Below are 20360 nucleotides of genomic sequence, written 5' to 3'. Positions count from 1 at the left end.
CCCCGGCCCCGCCTTGCAGCAGTATCCCGTTAACCCGTGCGCTGCTCGGCTTCCTCCGGCGCTAGGGTGGTGCCATGACTGAGGAAATGCGCACGAAAGCAGCAGTAGTTACAGGAGCAAGCACAGGCATCGGCGAGGCCACTGTCCGCGCGTTGCGGGCCGAAGGGTGGACTGTTTTTGCCGTCGCGCGCCGGGCTGACCGGCTCGCCGCACTCGCCGAAGCCACCGGGGCCACAGCGATTCCGGCGAACATCGTCGACGACGCTGACGTGGAACGCCTCCTCGCCGAGGTGACGCAGGCCGGCGGGATTGACACCCTCATCAACATCGCCGGCGGTGCGCGGGGCGCGGACCGGATCGCGGATGCCAAAACCGAGGACTGGGAATGGATGTTTGACGTGAACGTCCTGGGCACCATGAAACTGACCCGTGCCTTCCTTCCGATGCTCCGGGCCTGCGGGTCAGGAACAGTCCTGAACCTGACTTCGACGGCGGGACTCTCCGCCTACGAGGGCGGCGCCGGCTACAACGCTGCCAAGTTCGCCCAGCACGCCATGACCGGAGCACTGCGGCTGGAAGAAGTGGAAAACAACCTCCGTGTCATCGAAGTGGCTCCCGGCCTGGTGCAGACAGAGGAGTTCGCCCTCAACAGGCTGGGCGACGAGGAGGCTGCCGGGAAGGTGTACCAGGGCGTCGAGAAGCCGCTCACGGCCGGGGATGTGGCCGATGTGGTCCGCTACGCTGTCACGGCGCCGCACCACGTCAACCTTGACCAGATCGTGATCCGGCCCGTGGCGCAGGCTGCCAACTACAAGCTCATCCGCAAGCAGGGCTGAGCCGGGGACTATCCGCCCGCCGGCAGGCTCAGCGTCGCCAGCACACCGGCGTGATCGGTTCCGGGTACGCGGTGGACCGCGTAGCCGGAAGCGGCGATGCCGGGGCTGGTCACCAGGTGGTCGATGGCAATGCCGGGCAGCCGGTGACCCTCCATCGGCCAGGTGGGCACCAGCCGCATGCCGGCGGCTGTTCCCACATCGACCATCTTCCGGCCGTCCGGCCCGGCGTCAAGCAGCGCGCGGAACTCGGCGTGATCGTACGTGGCGTTGAAATCACCGATCAGCAGCCGGTTGCCCGGCCGCGCGGACAGGCGGGCGAGGGCAGCCAGGTCGCTGCGCCACTGGTCCACACGCACGTCCACCGGCGGAAGCGCGTGGACGTTCGTCACCTCCAGGACCGCTGGCGCACCCGCGCCTTCCACCGTGAGCCTGACGATCGGCATATGGAACGGGGTGTCAGGCAGGACGCCAACCGCTTCCAGGCGGTGGGCCGAGTAGATGGCGCTGCCGGCGCCGTCGTCCGTTGGAGAGCTGATCCTGTTGGGCAGCAGGCCGGACAGCCCGGCAGCGGCCAGCCCGTCCTCAAGCGCCTGCGAATGCTCCTGCACCGTCAGCAGCCCCACGCCGTTCTCCCGGACCAGCCGCACAATGCCGGCCGCCTCCGCCTGGCCAAACTCCGAATTGATGCTCATCGCCGTCAGCTTCGCCGCGGGCGCTCCGGCCTCCGTGATGCTCCGGCCGTGGTCCAGCGGGAACAGCCAGAAGAGCTGGACGGCCGCCAGGGCTGCCGTCATCCAGACGAGGAAACGGCGCCGCCCCGGGATTGCGAGGAGCACTGCGGCGCCGGCCGGGACCACCAGCCATGGAGTGAAGGACTGGAGCTGGACGGCCAGGGTGGGCCATTCCGCCGGGACGGCGCGGACCACAGAGAGGACCGCAACCGGCAGGGTCAACAGCACGGCGGGCACCGCCCACACGGCGGACCAGCGGCTACGTGGCCGGACTCCGGCAGCGGCCGGGGCAGTGAAAGTCATACGCCTGAGTCTAGGCACGCCCCCGGTTACGGAAGAACACTGCAACTCCGGGTAGAATCGAGTATCAGCTTCGACCCGGCCATCACCGGTGAGCTTCCGGAAGAACCTTCGGACCCCTGCCAGCGCAGGAACCCGGAGCAGTAGAACCGGACGGGTAAGCCCGTCACAGCAGCAATGAGCGGCCGACGCCGGTGCTCTCCCTCAACGGGGGTCCGGCGACGGTAAGTGAGGTGGTACCGCGGTGCCGGTGCTGTTGCAGAACAGCGTACGGGCCGTCCTCGCATCCTGAATGATCCACTTGTTCACTAGCTCAACCCAGGATGTCGAGATGACCTATTACCCCAAGGCCTCAGCCGCACCGTCAGGCACCAGCAGCGTTTCCGCCTCTGTGAAGTTCCCGGAGATCGAAGAGCGCATCCTCAAGTACTGGGACCAGGACGGCACCTTCCAGGCGAGCATCGACCAGCGCGAAGCGGGCAAAGACGGGTCCAACGAATTCGTCTTCTACGACGGCCCGCCCTTCGCCAACGGCCTGCCGCACTACGGCCACCTGCTGACCGGCTATGCAAAGGACCTGGTGGGCCGTTACCAGACCCAGCGGGGCCGCCGCGTCGAGCGCCGCTTCGGCTGGGACACCCACGGGCTCCCCGCCGAACTGGAAGCAATGAAGCAGCTGGGCATGACGGACAAGACCCAGATCGAGGCCATGGGCATTGACAAGTTCAACGACGCCTGCCGCGCTTCCGTGATGAAGTACGCGGACGAGTGGAAGAGCTACGTCACCCGCCAGGCCCGGTGGGTGGACTTCGACAACGACTACAAGACGCTCAATGTCGAGTACATGGAGTCAGTGCTCTGGGCCTTCAAGCAGCTGCACGAAAAGGGCCTGACCTACAACGGCTACCGCGTCCTGCCGTACTGCTGGAAGGACGAGACCCCGCTGTCCAACCATGAACTGCGCATGGATGACGACGTCTACAAGAACCGCCAGGACCAGACCGTCACGGTCACCTTCCCCATCACGGCGGGGGAGTCGGAACTGTCCCGGCAGCTTGCCGGAGTCCAGGCGCTCGCCTGGACCACCACGCCGTGGACACTGCCCACCAACCTGGCGCTCGCCGTCGGGCCGTCCATCACCTATGCGGTGCTTCCGGCCGGACCCAACGGCATCAAAGCGGCGTCCCCGGATGCCCCGGTCGGAGGCAGCTTCCTGCTCGCCGCAGACCTGCTGGGCGCTTACGCGAAGGACCTTGGCTATGGCGACGGCACCGCCGGCGTTGAGGAGGCGGAAGCCGCGGTCACCGCCACGTACACGGGCGCCGAACTCGCCGGCCTGGCATACCAGCCGCTCTGGAACGACTTCAGCGATACCGAAAAGTACGGCACCGAGAACGCCTGGCGCTTCCTGGTGGCGGACTACGTCACCACCACCGACGGCACCGGCATCGTCCACCAGGCACCCGCCTACGGTGAGGACGACCAGAAGGTCTGTGAAGAGGCCGGCATTCCCGTGGTGCTGTCCGTGGACGAGGGCGCCAAGTTCCTGCCGCTCTTCTCACACGGCGACCTGCACGACATCGTTGGCCTGCAGGTGTTCGAGGCCAACAAGCCCATCACCCAGGTGCTGCGTGCCCAGGGCCGCCTGGTCCGCCAGGCCAGCTACGAGCACAGCTACCCGCACTGCTGGCGCTGCCGCAACCCGCTGATCTACCGGGCTGTGTCTTCCTGGTACGTCGAGGTCACCAAGTTCAAGGACCGCATGTCCGAACTGAACCAGGAGATCAACTGGATCCCCGGCAACGTCAAGGACGGCCAGTTCGGCAAGTGGCTGGCCAACGCCCGCGACTGGTCCATCAGCCGCAACCGCTACTGGGGCAGCCCCATCCCGGTGTGGCAGTCCAGCGACCCCGAATACCCGCGCACCGACGTCTACGGCTCGCTCGCCGAGATCGAAGCAGACTTCGGCCGGCTGCCGCTGAACAAGGACGGGCAGGTTGACCTGCACCGGCCGTTCATCGACGAACTGACACGCCCGAACCCGGATGATCCCCGCACGCCGGAAGAAGGCCAGTCCGTCATGCGCCGCGTCGAGGACGTCCTGGATGTCTGGTTCGACTCCGGCTCCATGCCCTACGGCCAGGTCCACTACCCGTTCCAGAACGAGGAATGGTTCGACACCCACAACCCGGCTGATTTCATCGTCGAGTACATCGGCCAGACCCGCGGCTGGTTCTACATGCTGCACATCCTGTCCACCGCGCTGTTCGACCGGCCTGCCTTCCGCAACGTCATCAGCCACGGCATCGTGCTGGGCTCGGACGGGCAGAAGATGTCCAAGAGCCTGCGCAACTACCCGGACGTCTCCGAGGTCCTGGACCGCGACGGCTCCGACGCCATGCGCTGGTTCCTGATGTCCAGCCCCATCCTGCGCGGCGGCAACCTGGTGGTCACCGAGCAGGGTATCCGCGACGGCGTCCGCCAGGTCATCCTGCCGCTGTGGAACGTGTACAGCTTCTTCACGCTGTACACGAACGCGGCAGCCGGCGGTGCCGGCTATGACGCCAAGCTGCGCTATGACGGCTACGCCGACACCCTGGACCAGTACCTGATGGCCAACACCGGGGACCTGGTCCGGAACATGACCGCGCAGCTGGACAGCTACGACATCTCCGGCGCCTGCGACGAACTGCGCAGCTACCTGGACATGCTCACCAACTGGTACGTCCGCCGCAGCCGCCAGCGCTTCTTCGACGAGAGCGTTGACGCCTTCGATGCGCTATACACCGCGCTGGAAACCGTCTCCCGCGTGGCGGCATCCCTGTTGCCGCTGGTTTCCGAAGAGATCTGGCGCGGCCTCACCGGCGGGCGCTCCGTGCACCTGGCCGACTGGCCGGACGCCGGGCTGTTCCCTGCCAACGCTTCCCTGGTGGAAGCAATGGATCGCGTCCAGCAGATCTGCTCCACCGGATCTTCGCTGCGCAAGGCCGCCAACCTGCGCGTGCGGCTGCCGCTGCAGGAGCTCACCGTCGTGGCACCCGGCGCGGACGCGTTGGAAGGCTTCGCCGCCGTCGTCGCCGATGAACTGAACCTGCGTTCCGTCCGCCTGCTCGACGCCGACAGCGCCTCCCCGGAGGAGTTCGGCATCGAACAGAAGCTCGTGGTCAACGCCCGGGCAGCGGGCCCGCGCCTGGGGAAGAACGTCCAGCAGGCCATCAAGGGCTCCAAATCCGGCGACTGGTCTGTTTCGGAAGCTGGCGTGGTGACGGCCGGCGGGCTTGAGCTGGAGCCGCAGGAGTACACACTGGAGACGGTTGTGGCGGAAGCCGCGGAAGGAGAAGGATCCCGCGCGGCGGCGGTCCTGCCCGGCGGCGGTTTCGTGGTCCTCAACACCGAGGTCACCCCGGAACTGGAAGCCGAGGGTGCCGCCCGCGACATGGTCCGCGCCATCCAGCAGGCCCGCAAGGACGCCGGACTCAACGTAAGCGACCGGATCCACACCACTGTTACCGCGAAGCAGGACGTCGTCGATGCTTTGCTGGCGAACGCGGAGCTCGTCAAGACCGAAACACTGACGGTAAAGCTGGACACCGTCCCGGCCGATGTCAATGAACCGCAGGTCAGTGTTGTCAAGACCGCGGCAGAAAAAGTAGAGGCCTAAGCAATGACTGACGAATTTTCCGTAGAGAGCGTCTACGCCGAGCTGCTGGGCCGGGCGCCGGAAAACAAAATGGAGCCGCGCCTTGCGCCGCTCTTCCGGGCCATGGACGTGCTGGGGGAGCCCAACAAGGCGTTCCCGATCATCCACATCACCGGCACCAACGGCAAAACGTCCACGGCCCGCATGATCGAAGCGGGGCTCCGCGCCCACGGGCTAAGCACCGGACGGTACACCAGCCCCCACCTGTCGAAAGTGACCGAGCGGATCAGCATCGACGGCGCCCCCGTGCCGGATGAGACCTTCGTCCGGATCTGGGACGAAATCCGCCCTTACCTCCAGATTGTGGACAGCGAGCTTGAGGCAGAGGGCCAGCCCCGGCTGACCTACTTTGAGTGCCTGACCATCCTGGCCTTCGCCATCTTCGCGGACCAGCCGGTCAATGTGGCCGTCATGGAGGTGGGACTGGGCGGTATCACCGACGCCACGAACGTCGGTGACGGCCAGGTGTCGGTGGTGACTCCCATTTCACTGGACCACACGGACCTCCTTGGCGACACCACGGAAGACATCGCTTACGAGAAGGCCGGCATCATCAAGCCGGGAGGCTTCCTGGTCAGCGCCGCGCAGCCCGTGGGCGCCGCCCAGGTGCTCCTCGAGAAGGCCCGCGAAGTCCAGGTTCCTTACCGTTTCGAAGGCGTGGAATTCGGCGTCGAATCCCGGACGGTTGCCGTAGGCGGCCAGATGGTGACCGTCCAGGGCCTGGCCGGACGGTACGAGGAACTGCTGGTGCCTTTGCACGGAGCGCACCAGGCGGAGAATGCCGCCGTCGCGATTGCCGCGCTCGAGGCGTTCTTTGGCGGCGAGAAGCCGCTCGACTCCGAGGTCCTCCAGGAGGCCTTCGCCTCGGTCACGTCACCGGGCCGGCTCGAAGTGCTCCGGACTGCCCCGACCATCATCGTGGATGCCGCCCACAACCCGGAGGGCATCCGGGTTTCAGCCGAGGCCATCCACGAAGCCTTCAGCTTCACCCGACTGGTGGTAGTGGTGGGCGTCCTGAAGGAGAAGGACGCCGAGGAGATCCTTCGGCAGCTCAAGGAGTCCCTGGGCGACCTCGCCGCCGAATACTGCTTCACCCAGTCCAACTCGCCCCGTGCAGTGCCTGCCGAGGACCTGGCGGAAATTGCGCTCGATCTCGGCTTCGGTGAGGACAACATCCATGTTGCCGAAAAACTCGACGATGCCCTGGAGTGGGCAGTGGAGCACGCCGAAGCCAACGAGGACCTCGCCGGCGGCGTCCTGGTGACCGGTTCCATCACCCTCGTGGCGGAAGCACGGATCCTGCTCGGAAAGGCGGATGCCTGACCATGGCCCGACTCACAAAGGCGCAGCGGGAGTGGCGGCCCGGCATGCCCAAGAAGAGGCGCTCCACCAAAGTCATGTTCGCCTCCACGGTCCTGGTTCTCGAGGGGTTCGTCGCATTTTTCGCGACGCTGGCGGTCTTTGGACTCCGCCGCGACGAGTTCCCGCCGGCAGTAATCCTCTCGGTGGGCATCGTCCTGAGCCTGGTGCTGGTGTTCACTTGCGCGGTGCTGTCCAGGCCGTGGGGTGTGGCACTGGGGTGGATCCTGCAGCTCGTCCTGATCTTCACCGGATTCATTGAACCCATGATGTTCGTGGTGGGAATCCTCTTTGCCGTGGCTTGGTGGTACGGCATCAGGACCGGCATCCGGATTGACCGCGAGTCCGCCCAGCGCGAACGCGAACAGGCCGAATGGGACGCCGCCCACCCTGACGGCGAAACCAACTAGACTTATTCCGAACCCCACACCAACCACATTGGAGCAGCTGTGAGCATTGAGCGCACCCTCGTCCTGATCAAGCCCGACGGCGTGACCCGCAACCTGACCGGCGCCATCCTCGGCCGGATCGAAGCCAAAGGCTACACCCTCACCGAGCTCAAGAAGGTCGACGCCAGCCGCGAATTGCTGGAGCAGCACTACGAGGAGCACGTAGGCAAGCCGTTCTACGAGCCGCTCGTCGAGTTCATGCTCAGCGGGCCGGTTGTCGCTGCAATCTTCGAGGGCCACCGCGTGATCGAGGGCTTCCGCTCGCTCGCCGGTACAACGGATCCGACGACGGCGGCGCCCGGCACCATCCGCGGCGACTTCGGCCGCGACTGGGGCCTGAAGGTCCAGCAGAACCTGGTCCACGGTTCAGACTCCGTCGAGTCCGCCGAACGCGAGATCAAGATCTGGTTCCAGGACTAACAGCCACCAGCGCGAACGTACAGTTGAGGCCCCCGTTTCCGAAGAAACGGGGGCCTCAACTGTACGTTCGCGCTTTCTTTGGCTTTAGTAGCCGGACGTCCCGATGAACACCTGGATGAAGGCAAAGAAGATGGTGGCGATGACGGCCACGTACAGCAGGGCGACGGCTATCCAGCCGGAGTCTCCGGCGATCTTCGCGGCGCCGGCCGGAACCTTGATCACTCCGTGCGTGATGTTCCGGACCGTAACCCACACAAAGAGCGGAATCATCGCTGCCCACACCACCATGCAGAACGGGCACAGGATGTGGATCGAGTACAGCGCCTGCGACCACAGCCACACCACGAAGGCAAAACCGAGCGTGACACCCGCCTGGAGGCCAAGCCAGTACCAGCGGGCAAACTTGGCGCCGGCAAGCACAGCCATGCCGGTGGTGATCACCACGGCGAAAGCCACGATGCCGATGAACATGTTGGGGAAGCCGAAGAGGGAACTCTGCCAGGTCTGCATGACGGCGCCGCAGGAGACCCACGGATTGACGTCGCAGGCCGTGACGTGGTTCGGATCCTTAAGGACTGCCAGCTTTTCCAGGACCAGGGCGCCGGAGGCGAGCCAGCCGATAACGCCTGTAATGACCAGAAGCCAGCCAAACGGTTTGTCCCGGGTCATGGGAGGCAGGCCTTCCTGGGCCGCTGCACGCTCGCGGAGGTCGCCGTCCACCACGTTGTTCTGCATGGAATTGGAGATGCTGGGCATGGGATGTTGCGTCCTTTTTCTCGAGGGCTCCTCGCCCTGATTGTAACGCCGGAGACTGGGCGGGCCGCACAGACTCCTCGCGGCCCTGCCCTGATTATCCGGCTGCCTGCCCCGCTTCCCCCTCGTTTGAGTGAGCGTATGAGAGAATGAAGCTGGCTGGAATACGATCCACATTCGGATTCCGGTCCGGTGGCTTGTTTGTAAGACCGCCAATGATGAGCAGGGCACGCTCCGGATCCACGATAGATCCCGGCCTCCCCGCAATGCCATTGGACGGCACCTGGTTGTGGCTTTGAGGAACAACGGGTTTCAGAACAACGTCGCCGGCCCTCCAGGGCTGCCGCACCCCACTGCCGGTGCGAACCTGAGGGTATCCAATTGACTTCTGTCAACGCCTGCGGGTTTTGACAATATGTGCCCCAATGGGTGCCGGATGTGGCGGTGCGTCAGGGGCAGGAGCGTCGCCACATATGGATAATGACCAGGTTCTAGCCGTTAATGAAGAAGCCGCTGCCGGCGAAGAGGCTGCAGCGCCCCAACCGCCCAAGAGGGCAGTCCGCACCAGGCGCAAGGCCGCCCCGAAAGTAGAAGCCGCAGAAGCCGGCGAAGCGGAAGCAGCTCCCGCGGAGGCTCCCGCAGCTGATGCCGCTGCGGAGGAAAAGCCCCCGGCGCGCCGCAGCCGTTCGCGCAAGAAGGTGGAGCCCGCCGAGCCGCTTCCGGTTTTTGCCGATGATTCCGCCGCCCCCGTTGAGGCAGCGCAGGCTGACACTGCACCCGCAGGGGAGGCAGCAGAGCCAGCAGAAGTCGTCGAAAAGCCCGTCCGTCGCCGCGCCTCGCGCGCCAAAGCCCCCGCAAAAGCTGCCGAAGCCCCCCAGGCCGCCGAGCCTGCCGAGGCCCAGGGTGCCGACGTCCGGGACGCCGCGGCCGTTGCCGAGCCGGCAGCCGAAGAAGAAGTGGCCGCCGCGGGCCAGGCAACTGAAGTCCTGGAATCCGCCGCTCCCGTGACTGCCACTGAGCAGCCGGCGGCAGCCGAAGCAGCCAGTCCTGTTGGCGCGCTCTTCCTCGAGCCCGGTTCGGTGACGTCCATGATTTTCCAGGCACCGGACCTGAGCACCGTGGTCCGCCCGGCAGCCGCTCCTGCCGTGGCCAAGGAAGACGTCGAGGAAGACACGGAAGAGGACTCCGAAGATGTAGACGCCGGCGGCTCCCGCCGCCGCCGCAGCCGCGGACGCCGTGGCCGCAGCCGCGTGACCGACCGGGACACTGCCGGTGAGACGGAATCCGCCGAAGGCGCCGCGGGCGACGAGGATTCTGATGAGGAGTCCACCCGGACCACCGACGACGGCGTTACCTCCCGCCGTCGTCGCCGCCGCCGCCGCGGTGACCAGGACCTCGAACTGACGGGCGGGGGAGACGATGACCCGCCCAACACGGTGACCCGGGTCCGTGCACCCCGGGCCATCAGCGAGGCGCCGGTCAACAACCGCGTCACGTCCGTCAAGGGCTCCACCCGGCTTGAGGCGAAGAAGCAGCGCCGCCGCGAATCCCGCGACACCGGCCGCCGCCGCACCGTCATCACCGAGGCTGAGTTCCTGGCCCGCCGGGAGTCGGTGGACCGCCAGATGATCGTCCGCCAGCGCGACGACAGAATCCAGATCGGCGTCCTGGAGGACGGCGTCCTGGCTGAGCACTTCGTCTCCAAGACCCAGCAGGACTCCCTGATCGGCAACGTCTACCTGGGCAAGGTCCAGAACGTGCTGCCCTCCATGGAAGCCGCTTTCGTGGACATCGGACGCGGACGCAACGCCGTCCTCTACGCCGGTGAAGTCAACTGGGACGCCGTCAACCTCGAGGGTAAGCAGCGCCGGATCGAGAACGCGCTGAAGTCCGGCGACTCCGTGCTGGTCCAGGTCACCAAGGACCCGGTCGGCCACAAGGGTGCCCGCCTGACCAGCCAGATCTCGCTGCCCGGCCGCTACCTCGTATACGTTCCCGGCGGTTCCATGACCGGCATCTCCCGGAAGCTGCCCGACGTCGAACGCAACCGCCTGAAGCGGATCCTCAAGGACCGCCTGCCGGAAGACGCCGGCGTGATCGTGCGCACCGCGGCCGAGGGCGCGTCCGAGGAAGAGCTGACGCACGACATCAACCGCCTGCGTGCCCAGTGGGAAGGCATCGAAAGCCAGGCCACGTCCACCAAGATCCTTGCCCCGGAGCTCCTCTACGGCGAACCGGACCTCACGATCAAGGTGGTCCGCGACGTCTTCAACGAGGACTTCTCCAAGCTGATCGTTTCGGGCGAGGAAGCCTGGGACACCATTGAGGCGTACGTAACGTACGTGGCTCCGGACCTGGTGGGCCGGCTCGAAAAGTGGACCAAGGACACGGACATCTTCTCGGCCTGGCGGATCGACGAGCAGATCCACAAGGCCCTGGACCGCAAGGTCTTCCTGCCCTCCGGCGGCTCCCTCGTGATCGACCGCACCGAAGCCATGACCGTGGTGGACGTCAACACCGGCAAGTTCACCGGCAGCGGCGGCAACCTGGAGGAAACCGTCACCAAGAACAACCTGGAAGCGGCGGAGGAAGTGGTGCGCCAGCTGCGGCTGCGCGACATCGGCGGCATCATCGTCATCGACTTCATCGACATGGTGCTCGAATCCAACCGCGACCTCGTGCTGCGCCGCATGGTGGAGTGCCTCGGACGCGACCGGACCAAGCACCAGGTCGCGGAGGTGACCTCGCTGGGCCTCGTGCAGATGACCCGCAAGCGCATGGGCACCGGACTGCTGGAAGTCTTCGGCGAACAGTGCGAGGCCTGCGCCGGCCGCGGCATCGTCACGCACGACGAACCTGTGGAACACCGTCGGGCCAACACCGTCGCCGCCGAGCACCACGTGCCGCGGACGGAAACCCAGCAGCCTCCCCGGACGGAGCGCAAGAGCCGCCGCCGCGGCAAGGGCGGCCAACCTGTTTCCGAGGCTGCTGCGCCGTCGCCGGCTCCGGTGCATCACGAACCCACCGACGCCGAACGCCATGCCAAGGCTGAAGCGACCCGCGTTGCCCTGGCCAACATCGCTGCGGCAGCACATGCCGCCCATCTGCACGACGCCGAGACCGGCCATGCAACACCCGCCGCCGCAGCACAGGCAAGTGCCGCACAGGCAGTGGGCCAGGCACTCGCCGCCCAGGCTCCTTCCGGGCAAACCGGAGCGCCGGCCGGGGGAGGGGCGGCCCAGCCGTCCGCCGCCCAGCCCGCCACGGCGCGGCCGGCCAAGGTGTCGGAAACTGAAGCAGCAGCCGCAGGACGGCCCGCGGCCGTTCTGACCTTCGGCGGCGAAAAGGTGGCACTGCCGTTTGTTGAGCATGCCGGCGAAGCACCTGCGTCGGGAGCGGCCCTGACACTCGACCGGCTCGCGGAGGCCTTCGCGCACCTGGGTGAGCCTGCAGCCGCTGAGGCTCCGGCGTCGCCGGCTGAACAGCAGGCTCCGCCCGCACAGTCGCCGGCCGAGGCACCCGCCCGTGTTCCGTCGGCCCAAGCCCCAGCCCGGGCACAGGCCCCGGCAGCACCCGCTGCTGAAGCCGACTACACCGACCACACCGCGGTGCAGGGCAGGGCGCGCCGTCCCCGCCGGCACCGGAGTGCCAGCCGCGCCCAGGGCGCAGCCAACGAGACGTCCGTGGAACACCACGAAACTGCTCCTGTGGCCGCGTCAGGGCACACCCACGAAGCAAAGGCGCCCGAGCCGGCAAAGAAGGACGTGCCCGCCAAGGCACCGGCCAACGAGCCGATCATCCTCGGTGTGGGAGTACCGGCCTCCGAGCTCTGAATCCCACGGCACTACGGTCCCACACGCTGACATCGCGGGTGCGGCCCGGAACTGGCGTAGCAATACGCCGGTTTCGGACCGTACCCGCGAGTTCGTTGCGGGGAAACAGCTAGGCTAGGGGACTGACACGGGGTGCCGCGCACAGGGCCGGCTGAGATCCACACCCGTTGAACCTGTCCGGTTAGCACCGGCGAAGGGATGTCTCCTTTGGCCTCATCATTCTTGCCCACCCCGGCCGCCGAAGCCGCCCACGAAACATCACCGGGCGGCGTCGTCCTGCGCAGGACGCCCCGGGTCCTGGCCATCGCCGGCTCCGATCCGTCCGGCGGGGCGGGGATCCAGGCCGACCTCAAAAGCATTGCCGCAAACGGCGGATACGGCATGGCCGCCATCACCGCCCTGACGGCGCAGAACACCCGGGGCGTTCGTGCCGTTCACGTGCCTCCGGCGGATTTCCTGACGGCCCAGCTTGAGGCCATCAGCGACGACATCAGCATTGACGCCGTCAAGATCGGCATGCTGGGTGACTCTTCCGTGATTGCCGCCGTCCGCAACTGGCTCGGGAAGGCCCGTCCCGCCGTCGTGGTTCTCGACCCCGTGATGGTCGCCACCAGCGGGGACAGACTCCTGCAGGAAGCGGCCGAGGCGGCACTGCGCGAACTCCTGCACCTTGCCGACCTTGTCACTCCCAACCTGGCGGAACTGGCGATGCTCCTCGATGAACCGCTCGCGGGTGACTGGGAGGCGGCACTCGCCCAGGGGAAGCGCCTCGCCGCCCAGGCCGGCACCACGGTGCTCGTCAAGGGCGGACACCTCGACGGCGGGGAGTGCCCTGACGCGCTGGTCAACACGGCAGGACTGCTCGCCCAGGACGTTGTGGTTGTGCCCGGCGAGCGGATTGACACCAGGAACAGCCACGGCACCGGGTGTTCCCTGTCCTCGGCAATGGCCACCGCGCAGGCGAGGCTGGGGGACTGGGAGGCATCCTTGCGGACAGTGAAGCCGTGGCTGCAGGGGGCGCTCCGGGAAGCCGGCGCCTTGGACGTGGGAACAGGCAACGGCCCGGTACACCATTTCCACCATCTGGCCCCCACAGGCAATGAAGCGCCGGCCGAAGGCCGGTTCGCAGCGGTCCTCTGGCAGGATGCCGGGCCGGACCTGGACGCCGTTTACGGGCTCGACTTCATCCGCGGCCTGGCCGACGGCTCCCTCACCGAGCACCACTTCGCGTACTACCTTGCCCAGGATGCCATCTACCTGAACGGCTATTCCCGGGTGCTGTCCCGCGCCGCCGCGATTGCCCCCACCGAGGCGGAGCAGCTGTTCTGGGCGCGGTCGGCGCAGCAATGCCTCGAAGTCGAGTCCGAACTGCACCGGACCTGGCTCAGCACCCGGAGTGTGGACAGCGGACTGGGGCCGGTCACCAAGTCCTATGTGGACCACCTGCTGGCCTCATCCGTTTCCGGCAGCTACGGAGTGCTCGTGGCGGCCGTTCTCCCGTGCTTCTGGCTGTACGCCGAAGTGGGTGCCGCCCTGCACGGGCAGTTCCTGGCGGCTGGCTCGCCGTCGGACCATCCCTATGCCGACTGGCTCCGCACTTACGCGGACGAAGGATTCGCCGCGGCCACCCGGCAGGCGGTGCGCATTACCGACGACGCTGCCCGTTCCGCCTCTGACAAGGAACGGCAAGCCATGCGGGTGGCCTTCCGGCAGTCGTGCCGCTACGAGGTGGAATTCTTCGACGCGCCGAGGCTTCACGCTGCACCGCAAAGCATTCCCGAGCCGGTACGATAGTGGGGCACGGTTCCGGAAGTCGTTGCGGTAACAGTCTGTTTTCAGCAGAGTGGCGCCTATCACGTACTACCACCGGAGCCAGCCTCATTTGCGGCCGAAGGCAAAATTAGCGTATTCTAGATCTTCGGTGCTTACGCCAACACTTGGGTTATAACCTCAGAACAGTCCGTTTGGAATTCCAAATGGCATTGTTCCTTGGATAACTCATGGGTTCCCCCGGGGAACCCACCGGCGTTGAGGCACAGCGTGAACCAGGCCAAACAATTGGACCCAGGTTCCGCACGCAAATCTAGTAATAAACGTCGAGAGAAGTGAGTTCCCCAGTGGTGTACGCGATTGTCCGCGCAGGCGGCCGCCAAGAGAAGGTTTCCGTTGGAGACTTCGTTACCCTGAACCGCGTCCCCGGTGGAGCCGGCAGCACCATTGAGTTGCCCGCACTGCTCCTGGTAGACGGTGACAAAGTCACGTCTGCCGCTGCGGACCTGGCCAAGGTAACGGTTACGGCTGAGATCCTTCAGGACCTTCGTGGTCCGAAGATCGTCATCCAGAAGTTCAAGAACAAGACCGGGTACAAGAAGCGCCAGGGTCACCGTCAGGAACTGACCAAGGTCAAGATCACCGGTATCAAGTAACCTTCCGTTACTTTTCAGGTTTTCAGCAGATTCCCCAGAATTTTTAAGGCAGGCATTTCAAATGGCACATAAAAAAGGCGCGAGCTCCACTCGCAACGGTCGTGACTCCAACGCCCAGTACCTCGGCGTCAAGCGCTTCGGCGGCCAGGTAGTTTCCGCTGGCGAGATCATCGTCCGCCAGCGTGGCACCCACTTCCACCCGGGTGCCGGCGTTGGCCGCGGCGGCGACGACACCCTGTTCGCACTGACCCCCGGCGCCGTTGAATTCGGTACCCGCCGCGGACGTCGAGTCGTGAACATCGTTGCTGCTGCAGCTGCAGAGTAACAACTAGATCCAAACCGGTGGAGCGGGCCATGATGGCCCGCTCCACTGTTCTTTTAACCGCATTACAATCAATTTGGGCGTCCAAGACGGTCAGGTTAAGCAATAGAGGAGATTCACGTGGCGAGCTTTGTAGACCGGGTAGTACTGCACGTATCCGGCGGTAGCGGCGGTCACGGCTGTGTCTCCGTCCACCGCGAGAAGTTCAAGCCCTTGGGCGGTCCCGACGGCGGCAATGGCGGTGATGGCGGCGACGTCATCCTGCGCGTCGACCCGCAGACCACCACGCTGCTGGACTATCACCACGCACCCCACCGCCACGCCACCAATGGCGGACCCGGCATGGGTGACTGGCGCGGCGGCAAAAACGGCGAAACGCTGATCCTGCCCGTTCCGGAAGGCACCGTCGTCAAGACCAAGGACGGCCGCGTCCTGGCCGACCTCGTCGGCGAAGGCACCGAGTTCATCGCGGCCGCAGGCGGACCGGGCGGCTTGGGCAACGCCGCGCTCTCCTCGCAGAAGCGCCGGGCCCCCGGCTTCGCCCTGCTCGGCATTGAAGGCGAGTCCAGCGACATCGTCCTGGAACTGAAGTCCATCGCGGACATCGCCCTCGTGGGATTCCCGTCCGCCGGCAAGTCCAGCCTGATCGCGGCCATGTCCGCTGCACGCCCCAAGATCGCCGATTACCCCTTCACTACGCTGATCCCCAACCTTGGTGTCGTCCAGGCGGGCGACGTGCGCTTCACCATCGCAGACGTGCCCGGCCTCATCGAAGGAGCCAGCGAAGGCAAGGGCCTGGGCCACCACTTCCTCCGGCACGTGGAGCGCTGCGCAGCTTTGGTTCACGTTTTGGACTGCGGTACGCTCGAAGCTGACCGTGATCCGCTCTCCGACCTGGCGATCATCGAAGCCGAACTCGAAAAATACGCCGTTGACATGAGCTACGCCGGCACCGACGGCGAAGTCGTCCCGCTGAACCACAGGCCCCGGCTGGTTGCCTTGAACAAGGTCGACCTGCCTGACGGCAAGGACATGGCCGAATTCGTCCGGCCCGAGCTTGAGTCCCGCGGCTACCGGGTGTTTGAGATCTCCGCGACGAGCCACGAGGGCCTGCGCCAGCTTGGCTTCGCCATGGCAGAGATCGTCAAGGCGGCCCGCGACGCCGTGGCCGCCACCCCGCCGAAGGTGCACGCGCCCGTACTGCGCCCCCGTGCGGTCAACGAAGCCGGCTTCAAGATCCGCCGCGAGGAAAAGAACCTCGAGCCGCTGTTCCGCGTCCTGGGCGACAAGCCCGTGCGCTGGGTCAAGCAGACCGACTTCACCAACGAGGAAGCCATCGGCTACCTCGCCGACCGCCTGGCCAAACTGGGCGTGGAAAACGAACTGTTCAAGCAGGGTGCCAAGCCGGGCGACACCGTAGTGATCGGTGAGGACGACGGCGTGGTCTTCGACTGGGAGCCCACCATGATGGCCGGCGCCGAACTGCTCGCTTCGCCCCGTGGCACCGACGTGCGTTTCGCCGACATCGGCGACCGCCCCACCCGCGGCCAGAAGCGCGACGAGCAGCAGGAGCGCCGCGACGCCAAGGCAGCGGCCCGGGCCGAGCTGGAAGCCGAGCGCAAGGCCGGGATCTGGACAGAATCAGTCAGCGGGCGCCGTGCCGCACGGCCGCTCCAGGAGAGCGGACTGACCACCGAAAATGAGGAGTGAACCCCCACACGTGACCGATAATTCCGCAATTGTCATCGAGGAACCCAGGACCGACGACCGCAGCATGCTCGCCAGGGCACGCCGCATCGTTGTCAAGGTCGGGTCGTCGTCGCTCACCAGCCTCAAGGGTGGAATCTCCGAAGAGGCGCTGATCGAACTCTCCGACGCGCTGGCTGCGAAGCACAACGGCGGAACCGAGATCATCCTCGTTTCCTCCGGCGCGATCTCGGCAGGCCTTGCCCCCCTTGGCCTGGTGAAGCGTCCCCGGGACCTCGCCACCCAGCAGGCAGCCGCCAGCGTCGGCCAGGGCCTCCTGATGGCCCGTTACACGCACGCTTTCGCAGCGCACGGCGTGACCGTGAGCCAGGTCCTGCTGACCGCAGACGACCTCATGCGGCGCAGCCACCACATGAACGCCTTCCGCGCCCTGAACCGGCTCCTGAACCTGGGCGTCGTGCCCGTGGTCAACGAGAACGACACAGTGGCAACGCACAAGATCCGCTTCGGTGACAACGACCGGCTCTCCGCCCTGGTGGCGCACCTGGTCCGCGCCGATGCCCTGGTGCTGCTCTCCGACGTCGACTCGCTCTATGACGGGCCTCCCTCGAAGGGGGCCAAGCGCATTCCCCAGGTTGACGGACCCCAGGACCTTGAGGGCGTCAACATCGGCAAGCCGGGTCAGGCCGGCGTCGGAACCGGCGGCATGCAGACGAAAGTGGAGGCCGCCACGATGGCCGCCGATTCGGGCATCCCCGCACTGGTCACCTCTACCGCGAACGCCGCCGCAGCCCTGAACGGCGAAGACGTCGGAACCTGGTTCTCCGTCAACAGCGGCCGCAAGTCGGTGCGCATGATGTGGCTCGCGCACCTTGCACACGTGCAGGGCCGGCTACTCCTTGACGACGGCGCCGTCACGGCTGTCCGTGACCAGCACTTTTCGCTGCTCCCGGCCGGTATCACGTCAGTCGAAGGCACCTTTGAATCGGGCGACGCCGTCGAAATGGTTTCGCCGGACGGCACCGTGATCGCCCGCGGGCTGGTCAATTATTCCTCGGACGAACTGCCGCAGATGCTGGGGCGTTCCACCGTGGAACTGGGGGAGTCCCTCGGACGCGGCTTTGACCGTGAGGTTGTTCACGTTGATGACCTGGTTCTGGTCTAGCGGACTGATTCGCCTAGACTTGAATGATGACTGAGGCACTGATTCACCAAGCGGCCGAGAAATCCAACGACTCCACGGAGGCATCTCCCACGCCGGAAAATGCCCAGCTGTCCCCGGCTGACGTCGAGGCTGCCGTGTACGCGATCGCTGACCGATCGCGTCACGCTGCCCGCAGCATGGCACGCGCCAACCGCGCCTGGAAGGACAAAGGCCTCCGCGCGATCGGCGCCGCCCTGCTCGACAGCAGGGCGCAGATCCTGGCCGCCAACGCCAAGGATGTGGACGCCGGCCGCGCCAACGGCACGTCGGCGGCGCTGCTTGACCGACTGACGCTGAACGACGCACGGATCGAGGCGCTTGCCGCCGCCCTGGAAAACCTCGCCGGCCTGCCGGATCCCGTGGGAAACGTGGTCCGCGGCCAGACGCTTCCCAACGGCCTGCGGTTGCGGCAGGTCAACGTTCCCATGGGCGTCGTTGCCGCCATCTACGAGGCCCGTCCCAACGTGACGGTGGACATTGCCGGGCTGGCGCTGAAAAGCGGCAACGCGGTGATCCTGCGCGGCGGCACCGCCGCCGCGGCCACCAACGAAGCCCTCATCAGGGTCCTCCGGGATGCCCTCGCTTCCGTTGGACTGCCCGCCGACGCCGTTCAGACGGTCGACCAGTTCGGCCGTGAAGGAGCCAATGTGCTGATGCGGGCCCGCGGCCGGGTGGATGTCCTCATTCCCCGCGGCGGCAGGGACCTGATCCAGACGGTCGTCACCAATTCCTCCGTCCCGGTCATCGAGACCGGCGAGGGCAACGTCCATATCTTCATCGACGAATCCGCCAGTGAAGACATGGCCGTGGACATCCTGCTCAACGCCAAGACCCAGCGGCCCAGCGTCTGCAACACCGTGGAGACCCTCCTGGTGCATTCCGGGTCCACCGTCCTGCCCGCCGTCGCCGCGGCGCTCCGGAAAGCCGGAGTCACCCTCCACGCCGACGAGAGGGTCCGCGCCGCGTTGCCCGCATCCGTGGAATCCGTCCCCGCCACTGACGAGGACTGGGCCACGGAGTACATGGACCTGGACCTCGCGGTGGGCATGGTGGACAGCCTTGACGAAGCGGTGCAGCACATCCGCAAGTGGTCGACCGGACACACCGAGGCCATCATCACCAACGACCTCGCCAATGCCGAACGCTTCATTTCCGAAATCGACTCGGCAGCGGTCATCGTCAACGCCTCCACAAGGTTCACGGACGGCGGGGAACTGGGCCTGGGCGCCGAGGTGGGCATTTCCACCCAAAAGCTCCACGCACGAGGCCCCATGGGCCTCACCGAGCTCACGACCACGAAGTGGATCGTCCAGGGCGAGGGCCAGATTCGCAGCTAGCAACGCTGTAACATGGAACAGAAGTCCGGAACGGCGGGAATGACCGCCGTCGTCATTGTGTGAACTCTTTAGGGGAGAAAATGCTGTTGCAGCAGGTGGGCGCGTCCGTCGCCGAACATGAAGAACTGGCGCCGCTGTGGGCCGAACCGTGGGTCTTTGGTGTATCGATCTTTGCGATCATGCTGGTCCTGATGTTCGTGACTCTGTCCTACAGCAACCTGGGCAACCGGCACGAGGCCGTCGAGGAGCACTCCGACCCCCACCGCCAGCACCCGAACAAGCACGATCACGGCCAAGGCCACTAACATCACTGCGGTCCTGAAGCGGCGCGGCGCCAAGCGCCGCCTGCGTTTAGGTGTGATGGGTGGGACATTTGATCCCATCCATCACGGCCACCTTGTTGCGGCCAGCGAAGTTGCGGCGAAGTTCGGCCTCGACGAAGTGGTATTTGTACCGACCGGCCAGCCGTGGCAGAAAATGAGCAAGAAGGTCAGCGAACCGGAGCACCGGTACCTGATGACTGTCATTGCCACGGCGTCCAACCCCAGGTTCACCGTCAGCAGGGTCGATGTGGACCGTCCCGGCCCCACGTACACCATCGACACCCTGCGGGACCTGCGCACGCAACGGCCGGATGCGGATCTTTTCTTCATCACCGGCGCGGACGCCATGGCACAAATCCTGTCCTGGAAGAACATCGATGAATTGTGGTCGCTGGCGCATTTCGTCGGTGTGACCCGGCCGGGGCACGTCCTCGACGGTATGGGCAGGAAAGACGTCAGCCTCCTGGAGGTGCCTGCGATGGCGATTTCCTCCACTGACTGCAGGACGCGGGTGGCGGCCGGGAACCCGGTCTGGTACCTCGTACCCGACGGGGTGGTCCAATATATTGCGAAATACGGCCTGTACGCCGGGCAGTCCGACCCCGACCCCAGTGCCGCACTTACCGAGTTACACGAACCAGCCAGTACCGAGTGAGTTGT

Annotated in this window: 16 protein-coding genes and 1 riboswitch; of the genes, 14 read left to right on the top strand and 2 right to left on the bottom strand. The window is 65.9% G+C overall.

Going from position 1 to position 20360, the window contains the following annotated elements; genetic code table 11:
• The first annotated feature begins 74 nt into the window (after positions 1-74).
• Positions 75-836 carry an SDR family oxidoreductase gene (locus tag ACSQ12_RS12460; RefSeq protein ID WP_436065603.1) on the top strand — a complete coding sequence of 254 codons (762 nt, stop codon included), beginning with the start codon at positions 75-77 and terminating at the stop codon, positions 834-836.
• An 8-nt stretch (positions 837-844) separates the two neighbouring features.
• Here ACSQ12_RS12460 and ACSQ12_RS12455 read toward each other — a convergent pair whose 3' ends face one another.
• The gene (locus tag ACSQ12_RS12455; protein ID WP_436065602.1) at positions 845-1870 is read right to left on the bottom strand and encodes an endonuclease/exonuclease/phosphatase family protein; all 1026 of its coding nucleotides are present in this window, start codon (positions 1868-1870) and stop codon (positions 845-847) included.
• A gap of 328 nt (positions 1871-2198) precedes the next feature.
• Between ACSQ12_RS12455 and ileS the strand changes: the two genes are divergently transcribed.
• Genes ileS through ndk form a run of 4 tightly spaced genes read left to right on the top strand, consistent with a single transcriptional unit; the run spans position 2199 to position 7795 of the window.
• The gene (gene ileS, locus ACSQ12_RS12450) at positions 2199-5528 is read left to right on the top strand and encodes an isoleucine--tRNA ligase (protein WP_436065601.1); all 3330 of its coding nucleotides are present in this window, start codon (positions 2199-2201) and stop codon (positions 5526-5528) included.
• A gap of 3 nt (positions 5529-5531) precedes the next feature.
• Entirely contained in the window at positions 5532-6890 is a 1359-nt protein-coding gene (locus ACSQ12_RS12445; protein ID WP_436065600.1) for a bifunctional folylpolyglutamate synthase/dihydrofolate synthase, read from the top strand.
• A 2-nt stretch (positions 6891-6892) separates the two neighbouring features.
• A complete protein-coding gene (locus tag ACSQ12_RS12440) occupies positions 6893-7336 on the top strand; it encodes a DUF4233 domain-containing protein (protein WP_436065599.1) in 444 nt (147 codons plus the stop codon).
• 39 nt (positions 7337-7375) lie between these two features.
• Positions 7376-7795 (top strand): nucleoside-diphosphate kinase, encoded by a 420-nt coding sequence (ndk, locus tag ACSQ12_RS12435; protein WP_043482064.1) that lies wholly within the window; start codon positions 7376-7378, stop codon positions 7793-7795.
• 84 nt (positions 7796-7879) lie between these two features.
• Here ndk and ACSQ12_RS12430 read toward each other — a convergent pair whose 3' ends face one another.
• The gene (locus ACSQ12_RS12430; protein WP_436065598.1) at positions 7880-8551 is read right to left on the bottom strand and encodes a vitamin K epoxide reductase family protein; all 672 of its coding nucleotides are present in this window, start codon (positions 8549-8551) and stop codon (positions 7880-7882) included.
• A 470-nt stretch (positions 8552-9021) separates the two neighbouring features.
• On the opposite strand from ACSQ12_RS12430, the gene ACSQ12_RS12425 reads away from it, so the two are divergent.
• The 9 genes from ACSQ12_RS12425 to nadD all read left to right on the top strand — a co-directional run bounded on the left by ACSQ12_RS12425 (position 9022) and on the right by nadD (position 20355).
• Positions 9022-12381: an Rne/Rng family ribonuclease gene (locus tag ACSQ12_RS12425; RefSeq protein ID WP_436065597.1), complete on the top strand. Its 3360-nt coding sequence runs from the start codon at positions 9022-9024 to the stop codon at positions 12379-12381.
• Positions 12382-12499: 118 nt separating this feature from the next.
• Positions 12500-12597: riboswitch (TPP riboswitch) on the top strand.
• The gene (locus ACSQ12_RS12420; protein ID WP_436065596.1) at positions 12580-14175 is read left to right on the top strand and encodes a bifunctional hydroxymethylpyrimidine kinase/phosphomethylpyrimidine kinase; all 1596 of its coding nucleotides are present in this window, start codon (positions 12580-12582) and stop codon (positions 14173-14175) included. Its footprint overlaps the riboswitch before it by 18 nt.
• Before the next feature lie 323 nt (positions 14176-14498).
• Positions 14499-14807 (top strand): 50S ribosomal protein L21, encoded by a 309-nt coding sequence (gene rplU, locus ACSQ12_RS12415; RefSeq protein ID WP_011692233.1) that lies wholly within the window; start codon positions 14499-14501, stop codon positions 14805-14807.
• 61 nt (positions 14808-14868) lie between these two features.
• Positions 14869-15132: a 50S ribosomal protein L27 gene (gene rpmA, locus ACSQ12_RS12410; protein WP_009372867.1), complete on the top strand. Its 264-nt coding sequence runs from the start codon at positions 14869-14871 to the stop codon at positions 15130-15132.
• A gap of 117 nt (positions 15133-15249) precedes the next feature.
• Complete coding sequence (gene obgE / locus ACSQ12_RS12405) at positions 15250-16839, top strand: GTPase ObgE (protein WP_209744176.1); 1590 nt, start codon at positions 15250-15252, stop codon at positions 16837-16839.
• Positions 16840-16903: 64 nt separating this feature from the next.
• The gene (gene proB, locus ACSQ12_RS12400; RefSeq protein ID WP_209748336.1) at positions 16904-18001 is read left to right on the top strand and encodes a glutamate 5-kinase; all 1098 of its coding nucleotides are present in this window, start codon (positions 16904-16906) and stop codon (positions 17999-18001) included.
• Between the two features lie 26 nt (positions 18002-18027).
• Positions 18028-19377: a glutamate-5-semialdehyde dehydrogenase gene (locus ACSQ12_RS12395; protein WP_436065595.1), complete on the top strand. Its 1350-nt coding sequence runs from the start codon at positions 18028-18030 to the stop codon at positions 19375-19377.
• A gap of 80 nt (positions 19378-19457) precedes the next feature.
• On the top strand, positions 19458-19682 hold the full coding sequence (locus tag ACSQ12_RS12390) for a hypothetical protein (RefSeq protein ID WP_011692229.1): 225 nt from the start codon (positions 19458-19460) through the stop codon (positions 19680-19682).
• Positions 19683-19737: 55 nt separating this feature from the next.
• Positions 19738-20355, top strand: coding sequence for a nicotinate-nucleotide adenylyltransferase (gene nadD / locus ACSQ12_RS12385; RefSeq protein ID WP_245199116.1), 618 nt, complete (start codon positions 19738-19740; stop codon positions 20353-20355).
• Positions 20356-20360: the final 5 nt, after the last annotated feature.

The sequence above is a fragment of the Arthrobacter sp. LjRoot14 genome, assembly GCF_964253905.1.
Taxonomy (GTDB): Bacteria; Actinomycetota; Actinomycetes; order Actinomycetales; family Micrococcaceae; genus Arthrobacter.
The sequence above is the reverse complement of the archived record's forward strand: the minus strand, read 5'-3'. Positions and strand labels throughout refer to the sequence as shown.

What these genes read in the sequence shown, in the direction of transcription:
- proB (WP_209748336.1), top strand. Translation starts at nt 16,904, where the DNA reads ATGCTCGCCAGGGCACGCCGCATCGTTGTCAAGGTCGGGTCGTCGTCG.
- ACSQ12_RS12395 (WP_436065595.1), top strand. Translation starts at nt 18,028, where the DNA reads ATGACTGAGGCACTGATTCACCAAGCGGCCGAGAAATCCAACGACTCC.
- ACSQ12_RS12420 (WP_436065596.1), top strand. Translation starts at nt 12,580, where the DNA reads ATGTCTCCTTTGGCCTCATCATTCTTGCCCACCCCGGCCGCCGAAGCC.
- ACSQ12_RS12440 (WP_436065599.1), top strand. Translation starts at nt 6,893, where the DNA reads ATGGCCCGACTCACAAAGGCGCAGCGGGAGTGGCGGCCCGGCATGCCC.
- ACSQ12_RS12390 (WP_011692229.1), top strand. Translation starts at nt 19,458, where the DNA reads ATGCTGTTGCAGCAGGTGGGCGCGTCCGTCGCCGAACATGAAGAACTG.
- ACSQ12_RS12445 (WP_436065600.1), top strand. Translation starts at nt 5,532, where the DNA reads ATGACTGACGAATTTTCCGTAGAGAGCGTCTACGCCGAGCTGCTGGGC.
- nadD (WP_245199116.1), top strand. Translation starts at nt 19,738, where the DNA reads ATGGGTGGGACATTTGATCCCATCCATCACGGCCACCTTGTTGCGGCC.
- ACSQ12_RS12430 (WP_436065598.1), bottom strand. Translation starts at nt 8,551, where the DNA reads ATGCCCAGCATCTCCAATTCCATGCAGAACAACGTGGTGGACGGCGAC.
- ACSQ12_RS12460 (WP_436065603.1), top strand. Translation starts at nt 75, where the DNA reads ATGACTGAGGAAATGCGCACGAAAGCAGCAGTAGTTACAGGAGCAAGC.
- ACSQ12_RS12455 (WP_436065602.1), bottom strand. Translation starts at nt 1,870, where the DNA reads ATGACTTTCACTGCCCCGGCCGCTGCCGGAGTCCGGCCACGTAGCCGC.
- ileS (WP_436065601.1), top strand. Translation starts at nt 2,199, where the DNA reads ATGACCTATTACCCCAAGGCCTCAGCCGCACCGTCAGGCACCAGCAGC.
- rpmA (WP_009372867.1), top strand. Translation starts at nt 14,869, where the DNA reads ATGGCACATAAAAAAGGCGCGAGCTCCACTCGCAACGGTCGTGACTCC.
- ACSQ12_RS12425 (WP_436065597.1), top strand. Translation starts at nt 9,022, where the DNA reads ATGGATAATGACCAGGTTCTAGCCGTTAATGAAGAAGCCGCTGCCGGC.